The 23,564-nt window shown below is 47.5% G+C and carries 18 protein-coding genes; 12 read left to right on the top strand and 6 right to left on the bottom strand.

What is annotated here, in order from left to right; genetic code table 11:
• The first annotated feature begins 165 nt into the window (after positions 1–165).
• Genes purB through JWG39_RS07280 form a run of 4 tightly spaced genes read left to right on the top strand, consistent with a single transcriptional unit; the run spans position 166 to position 4,676 of the window.
• On the top strand, positions 166–1,617 hold the full coding sequence (purB, locus tag JWG39_RS07295) for an adenylosuccinate lyase (RefSeq protein ID WP_205218728.1): 1,452 nt from the start codon (positions 166–168) through the stop codon (positions 1,615–1,617).
• The gene (locus JWG39_RS07290) at positions 1,610–1,852 is read left to right on the top strand and encodes a DUF4911 domain-containing protein (protein WP_205218727.1); all 243 of its coding nucleotides are present in this window, start codon (positions 1,610–1,612) and stop codon (positions 1,850–1,852) included. Before purB ends, JWG39_RS07290 begins: the two co-directional genes overlap by 8 nt.
• Positions 1,853–1,855: 3 nt before the next feature.
• Positions 1,856–3,211, top strand: coding sequence for a tRNA (N6-isopentenyl adenosine(37)-C2)-methylthiotransferase MiaB (gene miaB, locus JWG39_RS07285; RefSeq protein WP_205218726.1), 1,356 nt, complete (start codon positions 1,856–1,858; stop codon positions 3,209–3,211).
• Between the two features lie 10 nt (positions 3,212–3,221).
• Entirely contained in the window at positions 3,222–4,676 is a 1,455-nt protein-coding gene (locus tag JWG39_RS07280) for a dihydrolipoyl dehydrogenase (RefSeq protein WP_205218725.1), read from the top strand.
• Between the two features lie 138 nt (positions 4,677–4,814).
• Here JWG39_RS07280 and JWG39_RS07275 read toward each other — a convergent pair whose 3' ends face one another.
• From JWG39_RS07275 to JWG39_RS07265, 3 genes are all read right to left on the bottom strand, one after another.
• A complete protein-coding gene (locus tag JWG39_RS07275; RefSeq protein ID WP_205218724.1) occupies positions 4,815–6,815 on the bottom strand; it encodes a DNA topoisomerase IV subunit A in 2,001 nt (666 codons plus the stop codon).
• 169 nt (positions 6,816–6,984) lie between these two features.
• Complete coding sequence (locus tag JWG39_RS07270) at positions 6,985–8,898, bottom strand: DNA topoisomerase IV subunit B (RefSeq protein ID WP_205218723.1); 1,914 nt, start codon at positions 8,896–8,898, stop codon at positions 6,985–6,987.
• 135 nt (positions 8,899–9,033) lie between these two features.
• Positions 9,034–9,234 (bottom strand): hypothetical protein, encoded by a 201-nt coding sequence (locus tag JWG39_RS07265; RefSeq protein ID WP_205218722.1) that lies wholly within the window; start codon positions 9,232–9,234, stop codon positions 9,034–9,036.
• Positions 9,235–9,419: 185 nt separating this feature from the next.
• Between JWG39_RS07265 and JWG39_RS07260 the strand changes: the two genes are divergently transcribed.
• The 5 genes from JWG39_RS07260 (at position 9,420) to JWG39_RS07240 (ending at position 13,405) form a co-directional block, all read left to right on the top strand.
• Entirely contained in the window at positions 9,420–10,214 is a 795-nt protein-coding gene (locus JWG39_RS07260) for a type III pantothenate kinase (protein WP_205218721.1), read from the top strand.
• Positions 10,211–11,173, top strand: a complete 963-nt coding sequence (locus JWG39_RS07255; protein WP_205218720.1) for a S66 peptidase family protein — start codon at positions 10,211–10,213, stop codon at positions 11,171–11,173. Before JWG39_RS07260 ends, JWG39_RS07255 begins: the two co-directional genes overlap by 4 nt.
• A gap of 143 nt (positions 11,174–11,316) precedes the next feature.
• Positions 11,317–11,769 carry an SH3 domain-containing protein gene (locus tag JWG39_RS07250; RefSeq protein WP_205218719.1) on the top strand — a complete coding sequence of 151 codons (453 nt, stop codon included), beginning with the start codon at positions 11,317–11,319 and terminating at the stop codon, positions 11,767–11,769.
• Positions 11,770–12,596: 827 nt separating this feature from the next.
• Positions 12,597–12,908, top strand: coding sequence for an EthD family reductase (locus tag JWG39_RS07245; protein ID WP_205218718.1), 312 nt, complete (start codon positions 12,597–12,599; stop codon positions 12,906–12,908).
• 152 nt (positions 12,909–13,060) lie between these two features.
• Positions 13,061–13,405 carry a DUF4405 domain-containing protein gene (locus JWG39_RS07240; protein WP_205218717.1) on the top strand — a complete coding sequence of 115 codons (345 nt, stop codon included), beginning with the start codon at positions 13,061–13,063 and terminating at the stop codon, positions 13,403–13,405.
• Positions 13,406–13,942: 537 nt separating this feature from the next.
• On the opposite strand, the gene JWG39_RS07235 is transcribed toward JWG39_RS07240, so the two are convergent.
• Both JWG39_RS07235 and JWG39_RS07230 read right to left on the bottom strand, forming a co-directional pair.
• Positions 13,943–15,319 (bottom strand): dynamin family protein, encoded by a 1,377-nt coding sequence (locus tag JWG39_RS07235; protein WP_205218716.1) that lies wholly within the window; start codon positions 15,317–15,319, stop codon positions 13,943–13,945.
• 285 nt (positions 15,320–15,604) lie between these two features.
• Positions 15,605–16,324, bottom strand: coding sequence for an SIMPL domain-containing protein (locus JWG39_RS07230; protein WP_205218715.1), 720 nt, complete (start codon positions 16,322–16,324; stop codon positions 15,605–15,607).
• Positions 16,325–16,546: 222 nt separating this feature from the next.
• Between JWG39_RS07230 and JWG39_RS07225 the strand changes: the two genes are divergently transcribed.
• Together JWG39_RS07225 and JWG39_RS07220 are read left to right on the top strand one after the other, a co-directional pair.
• Positions 16,547–18,403, top strand: a complete 1,857-nt coding sequence (locus JWG39_RS07225) for a fructose-bisphosphatase class III (protein ID WP_205218714.1) — start codon at positions 16,547–16,549, stop codon at positions 18,401–18,403.
• A gap of 66 nt (positions 18,404–18,469) precedes the next feature.
• On the top strand, positions 18,470–19,417 hold the full coding sequence (locus JWG39_RS07220; RefSeq protein ID WP_205218713.1) for a fructose-bisphosphatase class II family protein: 948 nt from the start codon (positions 18,470–18,472) through the stop codon (positions 19,415–19,417).
• 103 nt (positions 19,418–19,520) lie between these two features.
• Here the strand turns inward: JWG39_RS07220 and JWG39_RS07215 are convergent, their stop codons facing one another.
• Positions 19,521–19,664, bottom strand: a complete 144-nt coding sequence (locus JWG39_RS07215; RefSeq protein ID WP_205218712.1) for a hypothetical protein — start codon at positions 19,662–19,664, stop codon at positions 19,521–19,523.
• 287 nt (positions 19,665–19,951) lie between these two features.
• Here JWG39_RS07215 and dnaE point away from each other — a divergent pair, with 287 nt between their 5' ends.
• Complete coding sequence (gene dnaE / locus JWG39_RS07210; protein ID WP_205218711.1) at positions 19,952–23,524, top strand: DNA polymerase III subunit alpha; 3,573 nt, start codon at positions 19,952–19,954, stop codon at positions 23,522–23,524.
• Positions 23,525–23,564: the final 40 nt, after the last annotated feature.

The following is a 23,564-nucleotide window of genomic DNA, read 5'->3' as shown; positions in this document are numbered from 1 at the left end:
CTCTTGATGGGTTTTTAGAGTCCTTCAAACTTTAATAATTATCTCGATAATGGTATAAAGATCCAATTTCGTCATTCTCAGAGCAATATCTTCATACCTCAAAATTTTGTTAATTTTTTTATCTCAACTATACTTCTTCCTTGAAATCGTAATATCGGAGCTGCCATGACCCAAAATCGTGAAATTTACCAGGAACCGCTTGTCAGCCGTTACACCAGTCCAGAAATGCAATTTCTTTTTTCAGAACGCAATAAATTCACTTTATGGAGAAAATGCTGGCTCGCTCTCGCCGAGGCACAATATGAACTGGGGCTCACTGATATCATCACTTCAGAGATGCTTGATCAAATGCGGGCCAACGTGGGAAATATCGATTTTGAGATTGCCGCTGCTCAGGAGAAAAAAATTCGCCACGATGTTATGGCCCACGTTTATGAGTTTGGACTGAAATGTCCTAAAGCTGCCGGCATTATCCATCTTGGAGCGACCTCGCAGTTTGTAGTTTGCAATACGGATTTGATTATTCAAAAAAAGGCCATGGAAATGGTGCGCAGCGCCCTTCTCAATGCCATTCAGAATCTCGCCGGATTCTGCGACAAATATAAAGGTCTGCCCACCCTCGGTTATACTCATTATCAGCCTGCCCAGCCAACTACGGTCGGCAAACGAAACACGCTCTATCTACAGGATCTTGTGATGGATCTTGACTCTATTGACTTCTATTTAAGTCAGCAGAAAGCACGCGGCGCAAAAGGTACCGTCGGTACACAGGCAACCTTTCTTGAGCTTTTTAAGGGTGATCATAAAAAAGTACGTGAACTCGACCTGCTGGTTGCGAAAAAACTTGGTTTTTCCAAGGTCTTCAGTGTCACCGGCCAGACCTACACCCGCAAACTCGACATGAAACTCGCGGAGACCCTTTCCGGGATAGGTGCAACCACTCATAAATTTGCCGTTGACCTTCGCCTTCTCTCCAATCTTAAGGTACAGGAGGAACCCTTTGAGAAAAACCAGACTGGTTCCTCAGCGATGGCTTATAAGCGAAACCCCATGCGCAGTGAACGCCTCTGTGGACTTGCCCGCAAGCTGATGAACCTGTCGGTTGATTTTGCCGGGACCTACAGTAATCAGTGGTTTGAGCGTACCCTTGACGACTCCGCCATTCGTCGGATGGATATTCCACAAGCCTTTCTTCTTACAGATGCAATATTGAGAATCTTCAATAACGTTTCTTCCGATATGGTTGTTTTCCCGAAACAAATTGAACGTTACCTGTTGCAGGAACTCCCTTTCATGTCCACTGAAAAGATCCTCATGATGGCTGTCGAAAAAGGAAAAAGTCGCCAGGAGATGCATGAAGTTGTGAAAGAACACTCCCTTGCCGCAGGCCGTAACATTAAGGAAAATGGTGCTGGTAACGACCTTATTGAGCGCATGGCTGCTGATCCTCGTATTCCTTTCACCCAGGAAGAAATGGATGCAATGATCTCTGACTATACGCAGTTTACCGGTCGGGCAGAGGCGCAGACCACAGAATATCTTGAAGAGGTAGTGCACCCTCTTCTCTCCGCTAATAAAAACAGGATGGCCGCCGTTGACAGTGTCCTCAATGTCTGATTTTATGACTCCCGCTCTTGCCCCGGAGCTGTGCAATTCTTACTTTCGTATAGCTCCGGGACGTTTTCACTCTCTGAAGTTCATCCTTGAAGGTTACGATAACCTTGCTGTTCTCTCCAGTACAGGTGTCCCGGGAACAGTGCGTCTGAAATACGCCCGGGAATCTGCCAACGAACTTTTTCCCCTTCTTGCCAGCATTGCCGCTGACCTGCGCCAAGCCCCTATACAACTATAAATTATGGAACAACAGCTCTTTTATATTAAGACCTTTGGCTGTCAGATGAACGAACGTGATTCGGAAATCATGGCACAACTTCTCGGTGAGGCCGGATACGTTGAATCGGCGGAAATGGATACCGCTGATCTGGTTATTATCAATACCTGCTCCATTCGTGCAAAAGCGGAACAAAAGGTCATGAGCCTTCTGGGACATCTGCGTGGAAATCTGAAGAAAAAGCCGAAGCTGAAAACAGTGGTCGCCGGTTGTGTCGCCCAGCAGGAGGGATCCGAGATACTTCGCCGCATGCCCTTTGTCTCCCTGATTATCGGTACCCAGAATATATATAACATCGTCCCTGCCCTGCAGTGTGCAGCGGAGGGAGGTCAGAAGGTGGTCACCTCCCTGGTTGATGTCTATGATATCCCGAGATTTCTTCCATCTATGGATCTCCCACCCTCTGCAGTACCCTTCCGAAAATTTATTACCATCATGCAGGGATGTAACAACTTCTGCACCTACTGCGTGGTTCCTTATACCCGTGGTCGGGAGGTCAGCCGGTTGGCTGTAGATATTGTTGATGAAGCACGGGTACTGGTTGAGGGAGGAGTAAAAGAGATCACCCTGCTGGGACAAAACGTCAATTCCTACGGCAATACCAACAGCGTAGCTCCGGGGCGTGGCAAAGGGGAATATGGTTTTAGTGAACTTCTGCGCGAGGTTGCCGCGCTGCAGGAGCGCGGTCTGAAACGCCTTCGTTTTACCACCTCCAACCCCAAAGATCTTACCGACGAGTTGATTGATTGTTTTGGTTCCCTTGATATCCTTTGCCCGCAACTCCATCTGCCAGTTCAGGCTGGTTCGGATGCAGTTCTGAAGCGGATGAACCGCAGATACACTATCTCCTCCTATCTTGGACTTGTCGACAAACTGCATAAGGTATTACCTTCAATAGCGCTTACTACTGATGTTATTGTCGGTTTTCCCGGTGAGACGGAGGAGGATTTTGAGGGAACGATGAAGTTGCTCAATGATGTGCGTTATCACGGTTCTTTCTCCTTCAAATATTCATCCCGCCCGGGGACGCGGGCCGCTGATTTCAGCGATGCCGTACCCGAGGATGTGAAGAGTGAACGTCTTCACCGTTTTCAGAAACGGCAGGACGAAATAAGTCTGGAGCGCAATAAAGAGTATATCGGCCGCGAACTGGAGATTATGCTCGAACCGGCGGATGATGGTGGGTTGCTCATGCGCGGTCGCACCGGAAGCAATCTTATTGTTCATCTGAAAGAAGGAGTAAAGGCTGTGCCCGGGGATCTGTGCATGGTGAAAATCACCTATGCAGGTCAACACTCTCTTCAGGGGAAAACTGTTTAAGGAAAGAGAAATGCAGACAAAAAACGTCGATGTCGCAGTAATTGGTGGTGGGACCGCCGGGCTCAATGCCCGCCGCTCTGCCCTTGCATATACGGATTCCGTTGTTCTTATTGAGGGAGGAATCTGGGGAACAACCTGCGCAAGGGTTGGATGCATGCCGTCTAAACTTCTCATTGCCGCAGCCGAGAGTGTGCATGCAATTGAGCGTGCCCCCGGTTTCGGGGTTCATACAGAGAACGCCCCCTGTATCAAGGGTGATGAAGTTATGGGACGGGTTCTTGCCGAACGAGACCGCTTTGTTGGCTTTGTGCTTGAGGGAGTGGACAACATCCCGCCGGAACAGAAGATTATCGGCAATGCCCGGTTTCTTGATAACCACACCCTCGATATTGGAGAGCCTGGAGAGCTGCGTATCAAGGCGAAACGGATTGTTATCGCCACCGGTTCACATACAGTGATTCCTGCCAGTCTTGCGAAATTCAGCACAGCCATCATCACCAACGATGATCTCTTTTCCATGAAAGAGTTACCGCAGTCAGTGGCGGTTTTCGGTTCTGGAGTTATCGGATTGGAGCTTACCCAGGCATTGCACCGTCTTGGAGTTGATGTGCGACTCTTTGGCCGCAGTGGTCGGATTCGCCCGATCACCGATCCCAAATTGCGTGATTACACTGAAGAGGCTTTGAACGAAGAATATTATGTCGCGCCCAAAGATCCGGTGACTTCGATGGAAGAGGATGGAGACAGGGTAAAGATCACCTACACCGATCGTAAGGGAAAGGAAGCCGTCTTTCACGCGCAATACCTTTTTGCTGCCACCGGCCGCCGTCCCAGTGTAGAGAATCTTGGTCTGGAGAATACTGACCTTGAGCTTGACAGTCACGGTATTCCCACTGTTGCTGACCGCAATACGATGCAGACCAGTGTCCCGACCATTTTTATCGCCGGAGATGCCAGCAATCAGTCTGCCATTCTCCATGAGGCAACAGATCAGGGACGTATTGCCGGTGCAAATGCGGGGAGTTATCCTGAAATAAATCACGGTCTGCGGCGGAGTAATTTATCAATTGTCTTCAGCGACCCGCAGATTGCCATGATTGGTGACAGTTATGGGCATTTGCAGAAAGAATATGGGAAGAATGGTTTTTCCGTTGGAGAGGTCTCTTTCACCGGCCAGGGACGTGCCAGAACGATGCTGCGCAATAAGGGAATGCTGCGGGTGTATGGAGACAGGAAGAGTAGTCGTTTTCTCGGTGCCGAAATGTTTGGCCCGGATGCCGAGCATCTTGGACACCTTCTCGCATGGGCACATCAGATGGAATTGACAGTTGAGAAAATGCTGGAGATGCCCTTCTATCACCCAACCGTTGAAGAGGGAGTGCGTACTGCTCTGCAGGATCTTCAGAAAAAAATGAAAAAAGACAAAGACAAAGAGGAAGACAGGAGACAGGAAAAAGCAGGGTAACAAAACCCGATGATATCCGCGATGCTATCCTTTGTGGTATGAAACGCCTGTTGTACTGGAGAGATTTTTGTAGAGACGCCAAAATTGGGCGTCTCTACAAAGACCTTTTGCTCTTCCCTTTTTCCATCCTTCCCGTTTTTATTCACTGTTCTCCTTTTCCTTCCCCAGTCCCGGCAGAGGAGGCTCTTTTTTCGGTTCAGCATTGCTGCTCAGATCGGAAAGTGGTGAAACCCTGCGAACGCTGCGCGGTGAGACCCTCTTGCCTCTGGCTGTAGCGTTTTTCACCAGATGGCTGTCGAAATCAATCTCAAGGCTGTTGCTGCGTGCGCGGGAGGAAGGCATGAGATTGACTTTGGCATACTGCCCTTTACCAAAACTCAACAGCAGAATTCTTGAGCGTTTATGCTCAGGGAACAAACGATACTCTTTATCCAGGATAAAACTTGGTGTCTTTAATCGTTTAACATAGGCAATATTTTCTGCGCCATCACGGTAAATTACATTGAAGATTTGATCCCGTTTCACGATTCCAACCCACTCTAATTCTTTACCGACATAAATTTTTTCTGTCACTGAGACAAACTTATAGAGACCATTGGAAAAGATGAGAAAGAGTTTGTCATACTCAGAACACATCAGAGACATATTATCCTGCCCCTCTTCCGGTTTCACCAGAGTGCCGACAAAGCCGGATTCGCGGTTGTAAACCACGTTAAGGTTGGCAATTGCCGCCCTTCTCAAATTGACCTCTGTGAAACTGGTCAGTTCGGTCTGTCTTGGAAACTGATCACCATATTTTTCCAGTAATTTCTCAAGGAAATTGATGGTATACCCAGTCATATCCTTGAGATCAGACGTAATTACTTTGATTGCACTGCGGATATCCCTGATTTCCTTCGCCTGCTTATTAATGTCATAACGGGAAATACGCTTGATGCGTATCTCCAGCAGCCGATTGACGTCGTCATCGGTTATTTCTCGACCAACCTCTTTATGAAAGGCCTTCAGGCCTTCATAAACTGTTGCCACGATGGCCGCCGGAGTAACCTCTTCCTCAATCCGCTGATAGATACGTTCTTCAATGAAAATTTGTTCGAGGAGACGGGCATGCAGCTTGTCTTCAAGGTGGGCAAGTTCGAAATTGAGCTCTTTCTCAAGATCATGGCAAAGTTTGAGAGCGTTGTGCTTCACGACTGCAGTGACGGTGCTTATCTGAGGATCATTCCCATTGATAAGGGTGAGATTTGGTGTAATGGATACTTCACAGTCCGTGAAAGCGTAGAGCCCCTTGATGGTTTCGCTGGCATAGACTCCACGGGCAACCTTGATCTCAATCTCCACATGTTCAGCGGTATAGTCATTGATGGAGACAATTTTTATCTTGCCCTGCTTTGCCGCCTTCTCTATGGAATCGGTGAGTTTCTGGGTGGTTTGACCGTAAGGAATATCTTTGATGATGATTGTCTTCTCGTTCTCCTCCACAATACGTGCCCGGCAGCGTATTTTACCGTTACCGTCCTCGTACCCGGAGGCATCAAGCAGTCCCCCCTGTTGGAAATCCGGGTAGAGCTGAAACTCCTCTCCCCGCAGGACAGCCTGCTCTGCCTTGAGCAGTTCACAGAAGTTGTGAGGCAAAATTTTTGTTGCCATGCCAACGGCAATCCCTTCTGCTCCGAGCAGGAGCAGAAGGGGTAATTTGGCCGGCAGCGTGACCGGCTCCTGCATGCGGCCGTCGTAGGAGTCGATATACTCCGTAAGCTCTTTATTGAAAAGGGTCTCTCTGGCAAGGGCTGAGAGACGGCACTCAATATAGCGTGCGGCTGAAGCTCCGTCGCCGGTAAAGATGTTACCGAAGTTTCCCTGGCGGTCAACGAGATACCCTTTATTGGAGATGTTAACCAGGGCTTCATAGATGGAGGCGTCGCCGTGGGGATGCAGTTTCATCGTCTCGCCGACAACATTGGCCACTTTGTTAAATCGGCCGTCATCCATATTGGCAAGGGTCTGCAGAATCCGCCGCTGTACCGGTTTCAAGCCGTCATCAATGGTGGGAATGGCACGGTCACGGATGTTGTAGGTCGCGTATTCAATAAAGTTATGATCGAAAAAGGCGCGAAGTTTACTCTGTTTTTCAGGCATCTTTAATTTGTTTCTGTGGAAAATTGTGAATCTGAATGCGAAGGTTTTCGGCGCAGTTGATCATAGAGTTTGTTCCCCGCGAACAGTATTTCAGTAAAAAGCAGTACGACAGATGGCAGGAGCAGGCTGTCAATCAGGATTACCCTGCAGGAAACATCCCCCCTTTCACTCACGCGCCCACTGCTTCCTCGACAGGTAAAAGATTATCCATGATGTAATCTCTGCGCTGAGGTGTGTTTTTTCCCATATAAAATGAGAGTACTTTGTTGATCTCACTCAGCGAATCAAGAATGATAGGAGTAAGGCGGATATTATCCCCGATGAATTGTTTAAACTCTTTTGGAGATATCTCACCCAACCCCTTGAATCGGGTTATTTCTACCTTGATCTCTTTTTTGCCCTGCAGCTCTCTGATCGCCCTCTCCTTCTCTTTGTCGGAATAGCAGTAAATGGTCTTCTTCTTGTTACGTACTCTGAAAATTGGTGTCTCCAGCACATAGATAAACCCTTCTCGGACCATCGGCTCAAAGTACTGCAGAAAAAAGGTGAGCAGCAACATGCGGATATGCAGTCCGTCCACATCGGCATCTGTGGCGAAGATAACCTTGTCATAACGCAAATTGTTAATGTTGTCCTCGATGTTAAGGGCTCGCATCAGGGCGTACATTTCCTCGTTTTTATAGAGTGTCGCGATATTTTGTCCAAAAACGTTCTTCGGTTTTCCCTTTAGAGAGAAGACTGCCTGACGAAGTGGATCCCGTGAGGAGACAATGGAGCCAGCGGCAGAAAGTCCTTCAGTGATGAAAACCATATTCTCCTGATCTTCTTTTGACGGTTTCCCGGCGGCGGGATGGTACTTGCAGTCCTTCAGCTGGTGGATCTTCAGAGCAACCTTCTTTGCGTTGGCCCTCGCCTCACTGCGCACGCTCTGCAACTCCTTGCGTACCCTCTCATTGTGGTTAATTTTGTCGATCAGCTTTTGCGCCGCTTCAGTATCTTTATAGAGCGCTTTGGAGACGGCCTCTTTCACGGTATTGACAATCCATACCCGGATGTCAGTATTTCCCAGCTTGTTCTTGGTCTGCGACTCAAACACTGGTTCCATGATTTTCACGGCGAGGGTGCCGACGATCCCGTCGCGCACATCAGTGTTGATAAATTTCTTGCCGGAATATTCATTAATCCCCTTGAGAATTCCCTCTTTAAAGGCAGACAGATGGGTTCCACCTTCACTGGTGTAGGTCCCATTGACGAAGCTGTAGTAGGTTTCGCCAAAGTTGTCCGCATGGGAAAAGGCAAATTCAAGGATATCTGTTTTCAGGGATATGGGCGGATAGAGTTCGCCGCCGTCCAGTTCCTTTTCGAGCAGATCGAGTAACCCCCTGGTCGAGTAGTAGAGGTTGTTGCCGAAATAGAGCTTGAGTCCGGCGTTGAGCCAGGCATAACGCCACAGCCGTTTCTCAATAAAATCAGGATTGAAGCTGTATTTGGGAAAGAGTTCTGTTGAGGGCACGAATTCAATACGGGTGCCATTTTTCTCTTTGGTCTCGCCACTTTCCTCATGTTGCAGATTGCCGTTGGCAAAAGAGGCTGAAGCAAATTTCCCGTCCCGACAGGCGGTAACGATAAACTCTGAGGAGAGCGCGTTGACGGCCTTGGTACCAACGCCGTTGAGACCCACAGAAAACTGAAAAACGTCAGTATTATATTTGGCACCAGTGTTGATCACCGAGACACAGTCAACCAGCTTGCCAAGAGGAATCCCGCGACCGAAATCGCGTACCGTCACCCGGCCTTCGTCGCTGATTTCTATATTGATGCGTTTGCCAGCACCCATGATATACTCATCGACGGAGTTGTCGATTACCTCTTTCAGGAGGATATATATGCCGTCATGCTGGTTGGAGCCGTCACCGAGACGGCCAATATACATTCCTGGACGGAGGCGGATATGTTCCAGGGAACTGAGGGTCTTGATGGAGTCGTCGGTGTACTGTCCCTTTGCTGTCCTGGTGGAAGAATTATTTGTCTTCGATGTAGAGTTTACAGCGGTATCAAGCAGACTTTTCTGGGGTATTGCCATAGTTTTTAATTTTTCTGAAAGTTGACAGCGGGAGGCAGGAAGAGATGTGTTTAATGAGGCAGCTATTGTATAATATCAAGGCGGTTTGCGCAAATGATTCATCTTTGGCAAGGCAGTTTCTCTCCCCGGCAGAGTTTACTCCATCATGTGAATACGACCGCAGTCCGGGCAGATCCAGATGGGACCGTTTGTCAGCCCCCAGCCGTTTTCTGCAAAACACTCAGGGCAGATCATGAAGCCGCAGTTACAGCTCCAGCAGAAAGTTTTTTTCTGCTTGCAGCAGTGGCAAACATATTCTCCACGGTGACGGCGGCGGTAGGATTTTTTCTCTGTCATTTTTTCCCCATTTCGGTATCTTAACTCCTGATATCTTAACTCTCAAGACAGCAGGCGGATGACTATTATTAGCGCAATTCGTTGAAACAGTATAGTCATTCTGCGAAATCCCTGCTCGGTTTTCACACGCGCCCTGCTTTTCATCCGGGCATCACTTTGAAATCTTAACCCACTCTGGAATGACCATGTATTTAGTTGTCGATGTGGGAAATACCCACACTGTAACAGGGATTTACGATGGCGATACCCTTATCGCAGACTGGCGGATGACATCTGATCGCAAGCACACAGCCGATGAACTTGCCATGCGCTACAATGCCCTTTTTGCCATGCAGAAAATTCCGCATAAAGAACTGCACGGTATCATCATCTCCTCGGTAGTCCCCGCCCTGCAGGCAGCCTGGCTCGGCTGCTGCAGACGATATTTTTCTGCCCATTTACGACAGGATGTTATTGTGGTGGAGGTGGATCAGATCAAAGACCTTATCCATGTCGATCTTGAAAATCCGAAAGAAGTTGGAGCGGATCGCCTCGTTAACTCTATTGCAGCCTGGGCTTTGAATCCGGTGAAACAGGTCGTAATTGACTTTGGTACCGCCATTACCTTTGACTGTATTAGTGACAACTGCACCTATTTAGGAGGTACGATTCTCCCCGGTATCGGGATCTCACTCGATGCCCTCTCCTCCCGCACCGCGCGTCTGCCGCAGATTGATATCTCCTCACCGCCAGAGAATGTGATTGGCCGCTCAACTGTGGAGGCTATGAAAAGCGGTATCCTTCACGGCTATGGAGCTATGGTGGACGGCATGGTGCACAATATCCGCATGGAGATGTGTGAACCGGAGGATGACTTCGCTGTAACCGCCACCGGCGGCATGGCCCCCCTGGTCACTCCCTACAGCCATTGCATTGAAAGGATCGAGCCGATGTTAACCCTTAACGGGCTGCAGGAGATCTACAGGAGACTGGCTAAATGAGCTTTTCGACCCTGCCGGCACCTCTTTTTCCGCCGCCATTGAAACGTGGCGATACCCTTGGCATTATTGCTCCCGCCGGTCAGCTGCAGGATACCGTCCGCTTTGAACGGGGAGTAGCCTGCCTGCGCGAGATGGGATTTGAGGTGAAATTTCCCCGGGAACTTTGGCCCGGCAGTACATTCCCGTGGTTTTCTGATACTGATGCCAACCGTGCAGAGGAGTTCAACCGTATGTGGGCTGCTCCCGAAGTACAGGGGATTTTCTGCATGCGCGGAGGTTTCGGCTGCCTGAAGCTGCTGGAGAATATTGATTATGAGCAGATTCGTACTGCCCCGAAAATCTTTGCCGGATTCTCCGACATCTCCATCCTGCTCAATGCCCTGCGGGCGAAGACCGGGCTCGTTTCGCTGCACGCACCTGTAGTCACCAGTATTGCTGCTGCTGCTCCAGCTGCTCTTGAGCGTCTTGCCCATTGTCTCCAGACTCCTCTGCAGCAACAGCCAGCTCTGGAAATACGTCAACTTGAGGTACTTCGTGACGGCGCTGAGGTGCGTGCCCCATTGCTCGGCGGCAATCTCACCACTCTCGTCTCCCTTCTTGGCACTCCAAATGACATTGATTACAGTGGCTGTATTTTGCTGCTGGAAGACGTTGATGAGCCGCTTTATAAGATAGACCGCATGCTTACCCAGATGCAGCTGGCGGGAAAGCTGAAAAACCTTGCGGGACTGCTCCTTGGAGATTTTCATACCTCACAGGCGAATGCACAGACCGACAGTCTTGCCCATCTGCGCTTCCTTGAAGCTGTCTGGCAACTGGCATTGGATGCAGTTTCGGGTTCGGCAGTTCCCTGCCCTATATGGGCCGGTCTGCCGGTGGGACATTGCCCGGAAAACATGGCTCTCGCTCTTGGCGCGGAAACGCTCATGTCAAAAAAAAAGGATTTACGGTTTACCTGAACTTCAAGAACGTGTAATATCAGATCTTCTTTCGCATGACTTGAGAGAGTGCGTGTGTTCTGTATTCGTGTATTAGTTTGCTTTTTGGTAACAGCAAAAAAGCGCTACTCTTTGAGACAAAAAAAAAGACAAAAAATGTAATTATGAAGAAGACTCTTTGTACAATAGCTGTAGTGGTTATTCTGGCTCTCGTTTCCTCCCCGGCTTTTGCAGCTCAATATATTTCTGTAAAAGTAGATAACGCCAATGTGCGTACAGGTCCGTCAACCAGGGACAGTGTCTGCATGGAGCTTTTCAAGGGATATCCGCTGAAGATTCTGCAGACTCAGGGGAATTGGTTCAAGGTTTCTGATTTTGAGAATGATACGGGCTGGATTCATAAGGGTATTACCATGCCCCAGAACTCCATTATCGTGAATGCTGAGGAGTCTATGAATATGCGTTCCCAGCCTTCGACCAAATCTAAAGTTATTGCCAGTGTTGAGCGCGGAGTTGTACTCACTAAATTGCAGAAGAAAGGAGACTGGATTAAAGTACGGCACTCCGGTGGAACCATTGGCTGGATTTATGCCCCGCTGGTCTGGCCGAAAAATTGATAACTGTTTTTTCTGATGCTTTTTCAGGCCCGACTGCTTTGTGCAGCCGGGCTTTTTTTATATGACCTCCTCAAAATACAATTCAATGCATAAAAAAGGGGCCATCAGAGGTACGGTCCCCTTTTTACAGCAAGCTGCCTGCAGGGTACCTTGAAACAACGTGTATTTTGTTCATATTCAAAGTACAGGAGAAAATTTACCGCAATTCCTGTTGAAATGATTCACGCAGAAAACGCGCAGGCGCTGCAGGAATCCCCGTCCGAATCCCCGTTCTTCAGGCTGGGAAGGATGTTTTAATATTTTTACTCATGAGCGGTATGCCTGCCTGGAGGAAGTCTTCTACTTGAAATCCATAATTATATAGATTATCATTAGTTGAAATATTCATAAAAAGCGAAACGTTAAGAGATATTCTATCCTATTTTTTTTCTATTGTTTTTTTGTTTTTTTCTGCTGAAGATGTCAATTTAAAGAGTGAGTGTTGAAGGAAAACTCAGAAGATGTAAATATCTTGTTGCTTCTGAGAGCAGATGAGGGAGAGCTGGTCTGGCTGTTTGTTATCGAACGTTGCCCGGAGAAGGAATGCAGACAATGTGTCGTTCAAAGAGTACGTTTTTTCACAGTCGTAAAAATTATAGAGAGAAAGAACTCATATCGTCATTACGATCAAGGTAATGAAATACTCGGGATTTTTTTACAAAAGATTCTGATGCGAAATCTCTCTTCTCCGTAATTGATACACACGCTGCTCATTGTTTCACTTAACCTGCAGGCATCTCCGGTCGAGGATCGTCACATCAAAAAAATATCAATCAATAGGAGAAACGATGATCAAAGTAAGTGTCATGTATCCGAACAGTTCAAAATGTCAATTCGACATTGATTATTACTGCAGCAAACATATCTTAATGATGACAGAATTGCTTGGCAATGATTTAAAGGGAAAAGAAGTGGAGGCCGGGGTGGCCGGTGGTTCTCCAGGAGAAACCCCCCTGTTTGTAGCCGTTGGGCACTTTACCTTTGACTCAATTGATTCTTTCCGAACATGTTTTGGTCCTCACGCCAAGGAAATCTTCTCTGATATGGAAAACTTCACGAACATAGAGCCTCATATTCAAATAAGTGAAATCAAGATCTAAATTCTTATGAACTGCTAAAAAGGGATCAGTGGCAATATGTACGCCAATACGCATATCGCCACTGTTGCTGAAAAACTCATCTTCTTTTCCCTCTCTTTCGAAATCCAGGTGGAAATAAATAAAAGACGCGCTGAAAAAAAATGCTGGAAAAAATGAACAAAAACAATCTGAAATGCGTTGTTGATATTGTTATGTTTATTGATTTTTGTTCTGTAACGATGACTGGATTTTTCCTGGGATTCATTATTCCAATAGGAAGAGGTGTAAACAAGTATTTTTTAGGAATACATCGTCAAGAATGGGCTGATATTCACCTTTATTTTTCTCTTCTGTTTGTTTTTCTGTTATTTTTACATCTTAGTCTGAACTGGAAATGGATAGTGAATACGAGCAAACGTTATGTTAATGAAAAACGCACACCTTTTATTCTGAGTATTCTGGCAGGTTTGTTTGTTGTATATGTAACTGCTCAGCTGGCGATTCAAAATTGTTATTAGCTCCCCGTTTTGATTCCTGGACGCAATTTTCCAAAAATAACAATTTTTCTTTTTCATCATAAAGAAAGGAAAAAGAGAACCTCTGCGGGCACCCTTCTTTTTAACTCTCCGATGATTATCAATTTGTCTTATATTATTTCTATTTTGTATTAACCAGAAAACGTAACTGTGTAGACATCTTTTTTGGCGATGACGAATGAGTAATAATTCGTGTTTCCTTTTTTAGTTTGTAACCACGAATAGACACGAATTTTCACTAATACCAATTACACTAATACCAATTACATTTTTTACTGATGCCTCCTTAGACAGGGGCATAATTTAATAGTAATGGTATAAAAAGACAAAGAATTTCACCGCGAAGAACGCAAAAAGTAAAGAGAGAACAACAGTAATTTAGAGCTTTCCTTTGGCAAAAAAAATTTCGCTGTTCCGTATTTTGCTTTTCCCTGCCTCCTGCCAGTCACAATATAAAAGGGCCGTCTCCACTACTTGGAGACGGCCCTTTTATAGATTTAAAACTGTATTAACTCCCCCTTATTCAGGAGACGAGTTCCGTTTGCTGCCGATCTTTTCATAAAATCTCTTCATATCATTATTAAGGAAGGCCTTGATACGTTGAGAACTGCGGATATAACCACCCCAGAGATCTTTCATGGTAAGTTTCTGGATGTTTTCAAGAGCCTTGCCCTCCATCTTTTGCCAGAGATTTTTGCGATACTGAGTGTCAAGAATCACCAGTTCACTGCTCCGGGCCAGAGAGTTACGGCGCAACTTCGGAAAGGCATAGCGGCTGAAAGAAATTCCCCCTACAACGATAGTACCAAAGAAAAAAACAAGCGGGAATAAAATCAGAGTAAAAGGAAAACTTCCTACCGTACCTCCGCGGATAGAACTTAACAGTGTAGCTTCTGGAAGACCGAGAATAGATTTAAGCATTACATCACCGAAAAAGAAAAACAGAACAGCTATAAGCATGGTGATATTAAAGTATTTCCAGAATATGCGTGTTGCCCTTCTGATAAATTCAGTTACGGCTTCTGCAACAATATTCACCTCATTTACCTGACGATCAAGGTCTTCAAGGATATGATTGATTTGAAACGCCGCCGCACCTTTAATTTTTTCAAAGAGCTCCTCACGTTCCTGAGGCCAGTCTTTTGCCATTTTGTCACTATTGGCAAGATTCGGCGCATAGGTCAGATAGATGTGCGGAATATCCTTGCGACCTGTCATCTGCGACATGTTCCAGCAGAGCGTCCCGTAAGAACGGGTGAAGTCGGTGAGATGATCACACTCGTCAATACGACTCATGACAAAAATCAGACGGTGTTCTCCAGATTTTTCCGGCAGAGTATTACGAATCGCTTCGTAGGATTCTTTGATGGTTCCAGCCTTGTGCGGATCAAACATGAGGACAATAAGATCAGCCATCCTGGCAAAATCACCAAGAACCTCCATGTAATTGTAGCCGCGGTCGTTCTCAGAAGTAGCATCAAGCATGCCGGGGCTGTCGATAATAGCAAGATTATCAAGAACCGGGGAGTTGAGCGTCTTCATGGTGATATGAGAAATCAGTTTTTCACCGTAATGCTTGAAATGCTCAAAAGGCAAGGTGCTGTCGTTGACAAGAGTCGAACCAGGAATTTCCCGCTCTTCTTCTTCCTCACCTGAAGTCAAAATAGTAAAAGAGTCGTCAGTGGGAGCCTGACCTGTACGCTGGATATTTTTGCCAACCAGCTCATTAATGAGTGTTGACTTACCAGAAGAATAGTTTCCGATAACCAGAACCAGAGGCTTCCACTTCATGCTGTCATCAATTCCACCGTAATCCATGCCGTATTTGGTGAAAAGAGCTTCTAGTTTCCTGCGCACTCGGGTTTGTAACTGCTTCTGCAGATCTTTCTCATTCATAGTAATCCCAGTTTTCCTCATTCAAATTCAGTAGTAAGACTTCAAAACGCCGGGTTCTTCAAATAATTTAAACTTTCAACAAAATTGAAGACATCCAATACATCCCCAGTGCCCTCAAAGAGATAAGGGGAGCCTTTAAATAAAAGGTTTATACAACCGTACCCATGAAACAAAAAAAATATATCATATTTTACCACAGGAGAAATGCGAAAAAATCTTTGGACGCAGGATTTCTCCTGAAGACACATTTTATTGTATATCCAATAAAATGAGATGTTTTATATTTTATTCTGTTCCAGAAATCGTCTCCAAACTGAAAACGACATGAACCGAGCTGCGCACTTGCTGTTCTCCCGGTGCCACCACCTTTTCACTGGAATCACTGGAGGCATTCCCAACAAGCATTGGTGCCATTCTGTTGTTGAGTGTCGAAGGAGATACATTAACCTCAATTAAAAGCGGAGTGCCAATACGAACCCCAAGTACTGCCGCAAGCCTCTCTGCTCGTTTTTTCGCATTCCTGAGGGCAAATATCTGAAGTTCATTTTGGATATTCCCTTGCGTGGAAAGAGCAAAGTTAACATTCTCTATTTGCAGATTTTTAAAAGTGGAGAGCTTTGTCCATATTGGCACATATTTTTTAAAGTCTTTCATGACAAAAAATATCTGTGTGCCGGCAATGTAGCCATCGCGCACGCGGCTGTTATTTTGATATTGCCAGTTTTCACGGATCTGCATACGACTCGTAACCGTTTTCGCCTCAGAAATTTTCATTTCATCAAGTAGAGAGAGCACATCAGAGACATCATTAAGATGGGCGGAGGCAACTTCTTCAACACTGGCACCGCGGGTGTTGACCTGCAGATTCCAGTGCATCTCATCGGGAACCACACTTTTTTCGGACACTCCGAACACACTGATCTGCGGCACTGCTGACTCTGCAAAAGAGTTGACCGAAACCAGACCCAGCACTGCCACAATACACAAGGTGAGAATTCGTTTCAAGATTGCCTCCAGAGAATAAGAACAGGTGGTAATATAACCGGAATAAAGAGGATCGGGGATACATGACAGTACTCCTTGTAACTGACATCACGTATAATCCACGAACACCGACAACATTACAGCTTTTTCTTATAAAAAGTCCAGGGTTTATTTCCTGCCCTGATTTTGCTATATTGACAGCTCAATCCTTTACAGCATCACTCCTTTCAGCATGGGGAAATCATGACGGCAGAAAAGGAACACATTCCTAATAAGTTCGAAGTTTCAGGCGGTTATGTGGAAAAGATAGACCAGCTTGCCAGTCGGCTGCTCGAACTCGACCTCGAACTCAACTCCAACATTCCCACAACTCTCTGGATCAGCGACCTGCATGGGGAGGGGGATCGTTTCAAATCGATTCTCCGCGGACGCTTCGGCATGCTCTATCAGACCTGTCGTGAGGCGCTGCCTGGCACCTTCAGCATGGAAAAGATCCAATATCTCACCCGCATCATCCGTAAACAGCAATATCTGAAGGACGATGTCATCAAGATGGATATGCAGGATATCATTCTTTGTCTTGTGGAAGTGTTGAGATATAAGACGACCAATATTCGTCCCAACAAAGGCAGTAACTTTAAGCCGGAGTTTCGCGATGTTATTTCCCGCCTGCTCTCCGGGTTGCCTGTACCGGACCCTATTTTTGAAGAGCCTATTGTCTCTCGGCGGCTGATTTCACATCTCTCTTTTGCTATCCGCCAGATTCTCCTCGACCGTATTCAGGTTCTCGGGGATGTTTTCGACCGGGGCGATCAGCCTGACAAGATTTTGCGTATCCTCTCCTCATCCTCTTACCGCAACGGTGTTGATTACGTTTTCGGCAACCATGATATCCTATGGATGGGTGGTGCCGCAGGCTGCGCCTCGCTGGCTGTCGAGGCCATGCGTATTACCTGTCGCTACGATCACTTTGTCTTTCTCAAGCGGATGGGGTTCGATACCGCCCGTCTCGAAAAATTTGCCATTGAGACCTATCCTGTCGACAAAATCACCGGTAATTTCAAGGCTCAGACCGATAAGGGCCGCGCACTTGAGAAGGCATTGACGATCATTCAGCTCAAGCTGGAAGAGCAGACCATCCACGATTTTCCCCAGTATGAAATGGAATCCCGGCTGTGGCTTGACCGTCTCGCCAGGATGCTGAAGAATAAAGAAGCGGGGCTCAACGATACTTTTTTCCCAACCATTGACCTTGAGAACCCTGCACAACTGACCAGTGAGGAATCTGCGATCGTCAAGGACCTCGTGAAGCAGTTCACCACCAACCGCAAACTCAAACGGCTGCTGCAGTTTCTCTTTGAGCGTGGCAAGACCTATCATATTCAAAACAACTTTCTTAATATTCATGCCCTTGTCCCCTCCACTGTAGACGGCGAATTTGAGGAATTTCTTGGTCGTCGAGGCAAACAGCTTCTTAACCATATACAGGAAATTATCTACCGTGTTGGCCAGAACTACATTTCCGGACGCAAACAGAAACCGGAGGATCAGGCACTCTTTTTCTACCTCTGGTGTGGCCCTAAATCGCCTTTTTTTGGCAAAGAGGCGATGAAGACTTTTGAACGTTATTTCCTGCTTGACAAAAAACTCCATCAGGAACGCACCCTCTACTGGCATAAAAATATGAATACCGAGGGGTTTAAGCAGAAACTGCTGGAGGAGTTTGGTGTGAAACGGGTTATTTATGGTCACACACCTGTCAACTATGCCAAAGGGGCGCACATGGCAAGCAGTGACGGTGTTTCTATCAATATCGACGGGGGCTTCGCCTCGGCCTACTATAATCGCGGCCACAGCCTTGTTCATACACCGTTCCAGCTCTACGGTATTATCTTGCCCACGCCGCAGGAGATCATGGAAGCGGAGCGACGGCTGGAATCTGCACCACTTGATATTGAGCTGATTGATGAATTTCCACAGGCGATAAAGATCCGCGATACAATCGCCGGGAAAAAAATGCAGGCTGAACGGGATGCCATTCTCGCCGAGCTGCAGGCCATGGGAAGTGACAGCGCTGCAACGGAATTCCATCGCGTTTGAAAAAACTGATACCAGGGTGCCCACCAGGGAATGCAGTACAACCGAAAACCAGAGCCAGAGCCAATAATGAATACCAACTACGGAATGGAGATCGTCAGGGCGACGGAGATTGCGGCGCTCACCGCTGCACGGATGCAGGGGCTTGGAAACCACACTGACATCCTCAACCGTGCCCGGTCTTCGCTGATCAAAGTACTCAACCGCGTGCCCATTGATGGTACTATAGTCAATGACCGTTTTACCCCGCGTACGGAAATCGTGCAGTTCCCCGCGAAAATCGGTCAGGGTGGTGAAAAATTTGACCTCATGGCAATTCCACTTGAAGCCTACCGTTCCGCTGCTGATGGGAAGAATAATGCCTCCGCCTTCGCAGTAATAGCTGAAAATAAGACTATTCAGTCAGTGCCCAATCTCAATATGTACAAGATCGTCGTCGGTGCCGAGGCTGGTGAAGTGATCGACATCAATCAGGCACCAGTGGTAAACGTTAAACGGGTGGCGCGGGCACTGAAGAAATATACTGAGAACGTGACCGTCTGTATTCTCAACCAGGCGCGGCATAACAAGCTTATCCACGAGGTACGGGAGTGCGGGGCCCGTATTAAATTGATTGAGGATGGTGAAATTTCCGGTTGTCTCTCGGCAATCACCGGAGAAAAAGCGGACATCTATATCGGTTATGGTTTCGCTCCGGACGCGGTTATGGTAGCCGCAGCCATCTCCTGTCTCGGCGGATATTTTGAAGGAAAAATATTCTACGAAAATGACCGTGACCGATCTGAATCACAACACCACGGTATCACCGATTTTGACAAAATCTTTCATGCCGAAGATCTTATTAAAAGTCATAAAGTGGCATTTGCCGCCACCGGTGTCTCCGACGGCGAATTTTTGGAAGGCGTTCGTTTTACCTCCAACGGTGCGCAGACCAGCAGTTTTGTCGCCCGTGGAGAAACGCATACCTATCGTCAGTTGCGCACCACTCACTTCTTCGATTACAAGCCGGTATTCTAAGCGGCTATGGCTGAAGCGGACAAGAAACTGCTTCTGTTTCACTCTTAATCGGCCCTGTTTCTACGCAGAACAACGCCACAATCCAGAGCTCTTCCCTCACCTTCTACTGCCTCCTCTGTGCCAATTTCTTCATGCTCTTCTTTGCTGCCGTAATCCGCAGACAGACCAGGCGGGAGTTGCTGCTGCAGAAGATGCTTATGGTGGGAGCCATCGCCATCTCCAGCAGGAAGAATGAAGACTTTTGCATCACATTTCCCCTTTCACTCCTGTTGCAGGAAGAACGCTGTATCCCTTTACTGTCAAGGGATACAGCGTTTTCTGTCTGATAACTATTTGTTATTGTTACATGTTATTTTTTAGCGCCAAACTGCCGATACTTACGTCCCTTCATTTTAAAAGGGGCTTGTCATTGATTCCCCCCATGTTAAAATATTTTCATCCTTAACCATATCTTTTTCACTCTGATTTTCCGGCGGTTCCCCTTCGCAATCAGATCTACTCTCTTTCTACAATAACGACTTCCAGGACAGCACTATGAGCTCAGGGTTCACCCATCTTCATCTTCACACCCAATACAGTCTTCTCGATGGTGCAATCCGCATCAAAGATCTCATCGCCAAATGCAAAGAGTACAACATGGACGCGGTCGCTATCACTGACCACGGCGTCATGCTCGGTGCGCTTGAATTTTATCTCGCCTGCAAGGCCGCCGATATCAAACCTATTATCGGCTGTGAGTTCTACATCGCCCCTATGGGACACACGTGTACGGACAATGTTCCCGAAAACGAGAAGAACCATCTCGTGCTGCTGGCAATGAATTACACCGGCTACCAGAACATGATGCATCTGGCCACCGTTGCCCAGCTCGAAGGTTACTATTATAAGCCGCGTATCGATATGGAGTTACTGCGCGAATATAACGAGGGCATTATCGCTCTCACCGCCTGTATCAAGGGCGAAATTCCGTGGATGATTTTTCATAACGACATGGAAGGTGCCCGCCTGAAGGCAAAGGAATATTACGATGTTTTCGGTGACCGTCTCTACTTTGAGCTGCAGGAAAACGGTCTTCCCGCCCAGCAGGGGGTAAACGACGGCATGAAGCAGCTTGCCTCGGAGATGGGGGTAAAACTTGTCGCCACCAACGACTGTCACTATCTCAACAAGGAGGATGCTCACGCCCATGAGATCCTTCTCTGCATCCAGACAGGGAGACCTGTTACCGATCCCAAACACTTTCGTTTCTCTACCGACGAGTTCTACTTTAAATCTCCAGATGTTATGAAGCGCGCCTTTGACCACTGCCCGGAGGCAATTGTCACCACTCAGGAGATTGTTCAACGCTGTGATCTCGAAATTCCCCTTGAGGACTACTCCTTCCCCGATTTCCCCATTACAGAGGGAGAAACTGCCGGGTCAATGTTCACCAAAGCATGTCTCGACGGCCTTGAAGACCGCTTCAATGACATGCGTGCGGCCGGTATCTACACAGAGGAGAAAGCAAAACAGTATCACGACCGACTCGACATGGAGATGAAAGTCATCATCACCATGGACTTTCCCACCTATTTTCTCATCGTTGCAGACTTTATTATCTGGGCCAAGAACAATGATATCCCGGTGGGTCCGGGGCGCGGCTCTGGCGCGGGCAGTCTTGCCGCCTTCTGCATGAAGATCACCAACATCGATCCCCTGCCCTACGGACTGATCTTCGAGCGCTTTCTCAATGTAGAACGGATCAACATGCCTGACTTTGATGTCGATTTCTGTCAGGAACGACGCGGCGAGGTTATTGACTATGTTCGCCGGACGTACGGCGGGGCAACTCAGGTAGCCCAGATCATCACCTATGGAACCATGAAAGCCCGGGGCGTGGTGCGGGATGTCGGCCGGGCACTGGATATTCCCCTGCCGGTGGTTGACAAGGTCGCAAAACTGATTCCAGATGAGTTAAAGATGACTCTTGTCAAGGCACTGGACATTGAGCCAAAAATTAAAGAAATGGCTGCCAGTGACCCTCAGATAGCAGAACTGCTGAAGGTCTCACAGACCCTTGAAGGACTGGCCCGCCATACCTCAACCCACGCCGCCGGAGTCGTCATTTCCCCCGGTCCCATGGATCGTTTCCTCCCTCTTGCACGGGGCAGTGAGGAGAAAAACAGTGATCAGCCGGGAGGGAAAAAAGGGAAGAAGAAATTTACCACCATCACCCAGTATGACGGTTATCACACGGAGAAAACAGGCCTGATCAAATTTGACTTTCTTGGTCTGAAGACACTCACCGTTATTCACAAGGCGATACAGCATATCAAAAAGGACAAGGGACTCGACCTCAACATCGACACTATCCCCCTTGATGATCCCGAGACCTTCGCTCTGCTCTGCCGGGGAGACGCCCTCGGCGTCTTTCAACTGGAGAGTTCCGGGATGCGTGATCTGGTGACGAAGATGGCTCCGGAGCAGTTCAGTGATCTTATCGCTCTTGTCGCTCTCTACCGTCCTGGACCGCTTGAGTCCGGCATGGTGGATGACTTTGTCAATACCAAGCACGGCCGCAAAGAGGCTGTCTATCCCCTGCCCCAGCTTGAAGATGTTTTACGCGAGACCTACGGCGTTATCGTTTACCAGGAACAGGTAATGAAGATCGCCAACATTCTTGCCGGCTACAGCCTCGGATCTTCCGACCTGTTGCGACGGGCAATGGGGAAAAAGAAAAAGGAGGAGATGGAAAAGCAAAAGGTCTCTTTCCTTGCAGGGGCGAAAAATCTCAAGGTTCCCATGGACAAAGCCGAATATGTCTTTAATTTGATGGCGAAATTCGCGGGTTACGGATTCAACAAATCGCACTCTGCAGCATACGCCCTTGTCTGCTATCAGACCGCATGGCTGAAGGCACACTACATGCCGCAGTTCATGGCAGGCCTGCTCTCCTGCGATAAGAACAACACCGAGAAGGTGGTCCGTTATATTACTGAGTGTCGCGATCATGATGTGGACGTTTTGCCACCGGATATCAATGAAAGTTATATCGACTTCAGTGTCAAAAATGACCGGGTACGTTTTGGTCTTGCAGCAATTAAAAACGTTGGAGAATCAGCGCTGAAAATCATTATTGCCGAGCGTGAAGAGTCCGGTCCGTATAGATCGATCAGTGACTTCTGCAACCGGGTAGACTCCCGCAGGGTGAACAGCCGGGTTATTGAGGCTCTGATAAGGGCGGGAGCCTTCGACTCCCTTGGTTATCGGCGCTCACAGTATATGGCAGTGCTGGAACAGGTGATGGAGCAGGCGAAAGCAGTACAGAGGGACAAACAGAGCGGTCAGCTTTCTCTTTTCGGCGTAGTTTCTGACTCTGAACAGATTATCCCTGTCACGAATATTATCATGCCTTCCATTGACGAATGGGACGAGAAAGACAAACTCGCCTGGGAAAAAGACGCTGTGGGGTTCTATATCACCGGTCATCCTCTCAATGATGTCATGTCCGCGTTGAAAACCGTTGTTGACTGCCAGATCGATGAACTCAAAGAGTGGCCCGATGAAGGCGCAGTGCGCATCGGTGGACTGATTAAGAGCATAAAACTCCACCGCAGTAAAAAAGGGGACGCCATGGCCTTTATTTCAGTAGAAGATGTCTTTGAGAGCATAGAGGTAGTGATCTTCCCGCGTACCTTTGAACAATGTTCCGAAGTTCTCAAAAGTGAAGGTCCGATAGTAGTGCTCGGACGAGTGCAGCAGGAAGAACACGGGCCAAAGATTATCGCCGAAAGTGTCGATACACTTGAGAACGCACGGGCGAAATATACCGATTCTGCCACCCTGAAAATTCCAGCAAACCTGGTGAATCGACCTCTTCTGGAAAAGGTAAAGAATATCTTTTTCTCATGGCACGGCAGTGTCCCTTTAAAGATTACCCTCGATTTCCAGGATCTTGGTGAAGTAGATGTGGACGTGCTCTCCGATCTCACGGTCCGCCCCTGTCAGGAGTTGACCATGGAACTCAGAAAGGTTTTTCCTCAGGAGAAGGAACCCGTTCGTTTCCACGGGAGACCTACCCGGATTGAGAATCGTAAACGGAAATGGGGTGGAGCGAGGACGAATTAAGTTTCCGACAGACGTGTTGCACTTTTCCTTGAATTCAGCA

This window comes from Desulforhopalus vacuolatus (assembly GCF_016918505.1).
Taxonomy (GTDB): Bacteria; Desulfobacterota; Desulfobulbia; order Desulfobulbales; family Desulfocapsaceae; genus Desulforhopalus; species Desulforhopalus vacuolatus.
This window is presented reverse-complemented; position numbering and strand designations above follow the sequence as displayed.

Bases quoted from the DNA above. Each gene is read 5' to 3' on its own strand.
- purB (WP_205218728.1), top strand. From the start codon at position 166: ATGACCCAAAATCGTGAAATTTACCAGGAACCGCTTGTCAGCCGTTAC.
- JWG39_RS07290 (WP_205218727.1), top strand. From the start codon at position 1,610: ATGTCTGATTTTATGACTCCCGCTCTTGCCCCGGAGCTGTGCAATTCT.
- miaB (WP_205218726.1), top strand. From the start codon at position 1,856: ATGGAACAACAGCTCTTTTATATTAAGACCTTTGGCTGTCAGATGAAC.
- JWG39_RS07280 (WP_205218725.1), top strand. From the start codon at position 3,222: ATGCAGACAAAAAACGTCGATGTCGCAGTAATTGGTGGTGGGACCGCC.
- JWG39_RS07275 (WP_205218724.1), bottom strand. From the start codon at position 6,815: ATGCCTGAAAAACAGAGTAAACTTCGCGCCTTTTTCGATCATAACTTT.
- JWG39_RS07270 (WP_205218723.1), bottom strand. From the start codon at position 8,898: ATGGCAATACCCCAGAAAAGTCTGCTTGATACCGCTGTAAACTCTACA.
- JWG39_RS07265 (WP_205218722.1), bottom strand. From the start codon at position 9,234: ATGACAGAGAAAAAATCCTACCGCCGCCGTCACCGTGGAGAATATGTT.
- JWG39_RS07260 (WP_205218721.1), top strand. From the start codon at position 9,420: ATGTATTTAGTTGTCGATGTGGGAAATACCCACACTGTAACAGGGATT.
- JWG39_RS07255 (WP_205218720.1), top strand. From the start codon at position 10,211: ATGAGCTTTTCGACCCTGCCGGCACCTCTTTTTCCGCCGCCATTGAAA.
- JWG39_RS07250 (WP_205218719.1), top strand. From the start codon at position 11,317: ATGAAGAAGACTCTTTGTACAATAGCTGTAGTGGTTATTCTGGCTCTC.
- JWG39_RS07245 (WP_205218718.1), top strand. From the start codon at position 12,597: ATGATCAAAGTAAGTGTCATGTATCCGAACAGTTCAAAATGTCAATTC.
- JWG39_RS07240 (WP_205218717.1), top strand. From the start codon at position 13,061: ATGAACAAAAACAATCTGAAATGCGTTGTTGATATTGTTATGTTTATT.
- JWG39_RS07235 (WP_205218716.1), bottom strand. From the start codon at position 15,319: ATGAATGAGAAAGATCTGCAGAAGCAGTTACAAACCCGAGTGCGCAGG.
- JWG39_RS07225 (WP_205218714.1), top strand. From the start codon at position 16,547: ATGACGGCAGAAAAGGAACACATTCCTAATAAGTTCGAAGTTTCAGGC.
- JWG39_RS07220 (WP_205218713.1), top strand. From the start codon at position 18,470: ATGAATACCAACTACGGAATGGAGATCGTCAGGGCGACGGAGATTGCG.
- JWG39_RS07215 (WP_205218712.1), bottom strand. From the start codon at position 19,664: ATGCAAAAGTCTTCATTCTTCCTGCTGGAGATGGCGATGGCTCCCACC.
- dnaE (WP_205218711.1), top strand. From the start codon at position 19,952: ATGAGCTCAGGGTTCACCCATCTTCATCTTCACACCCAATACAGTCTT.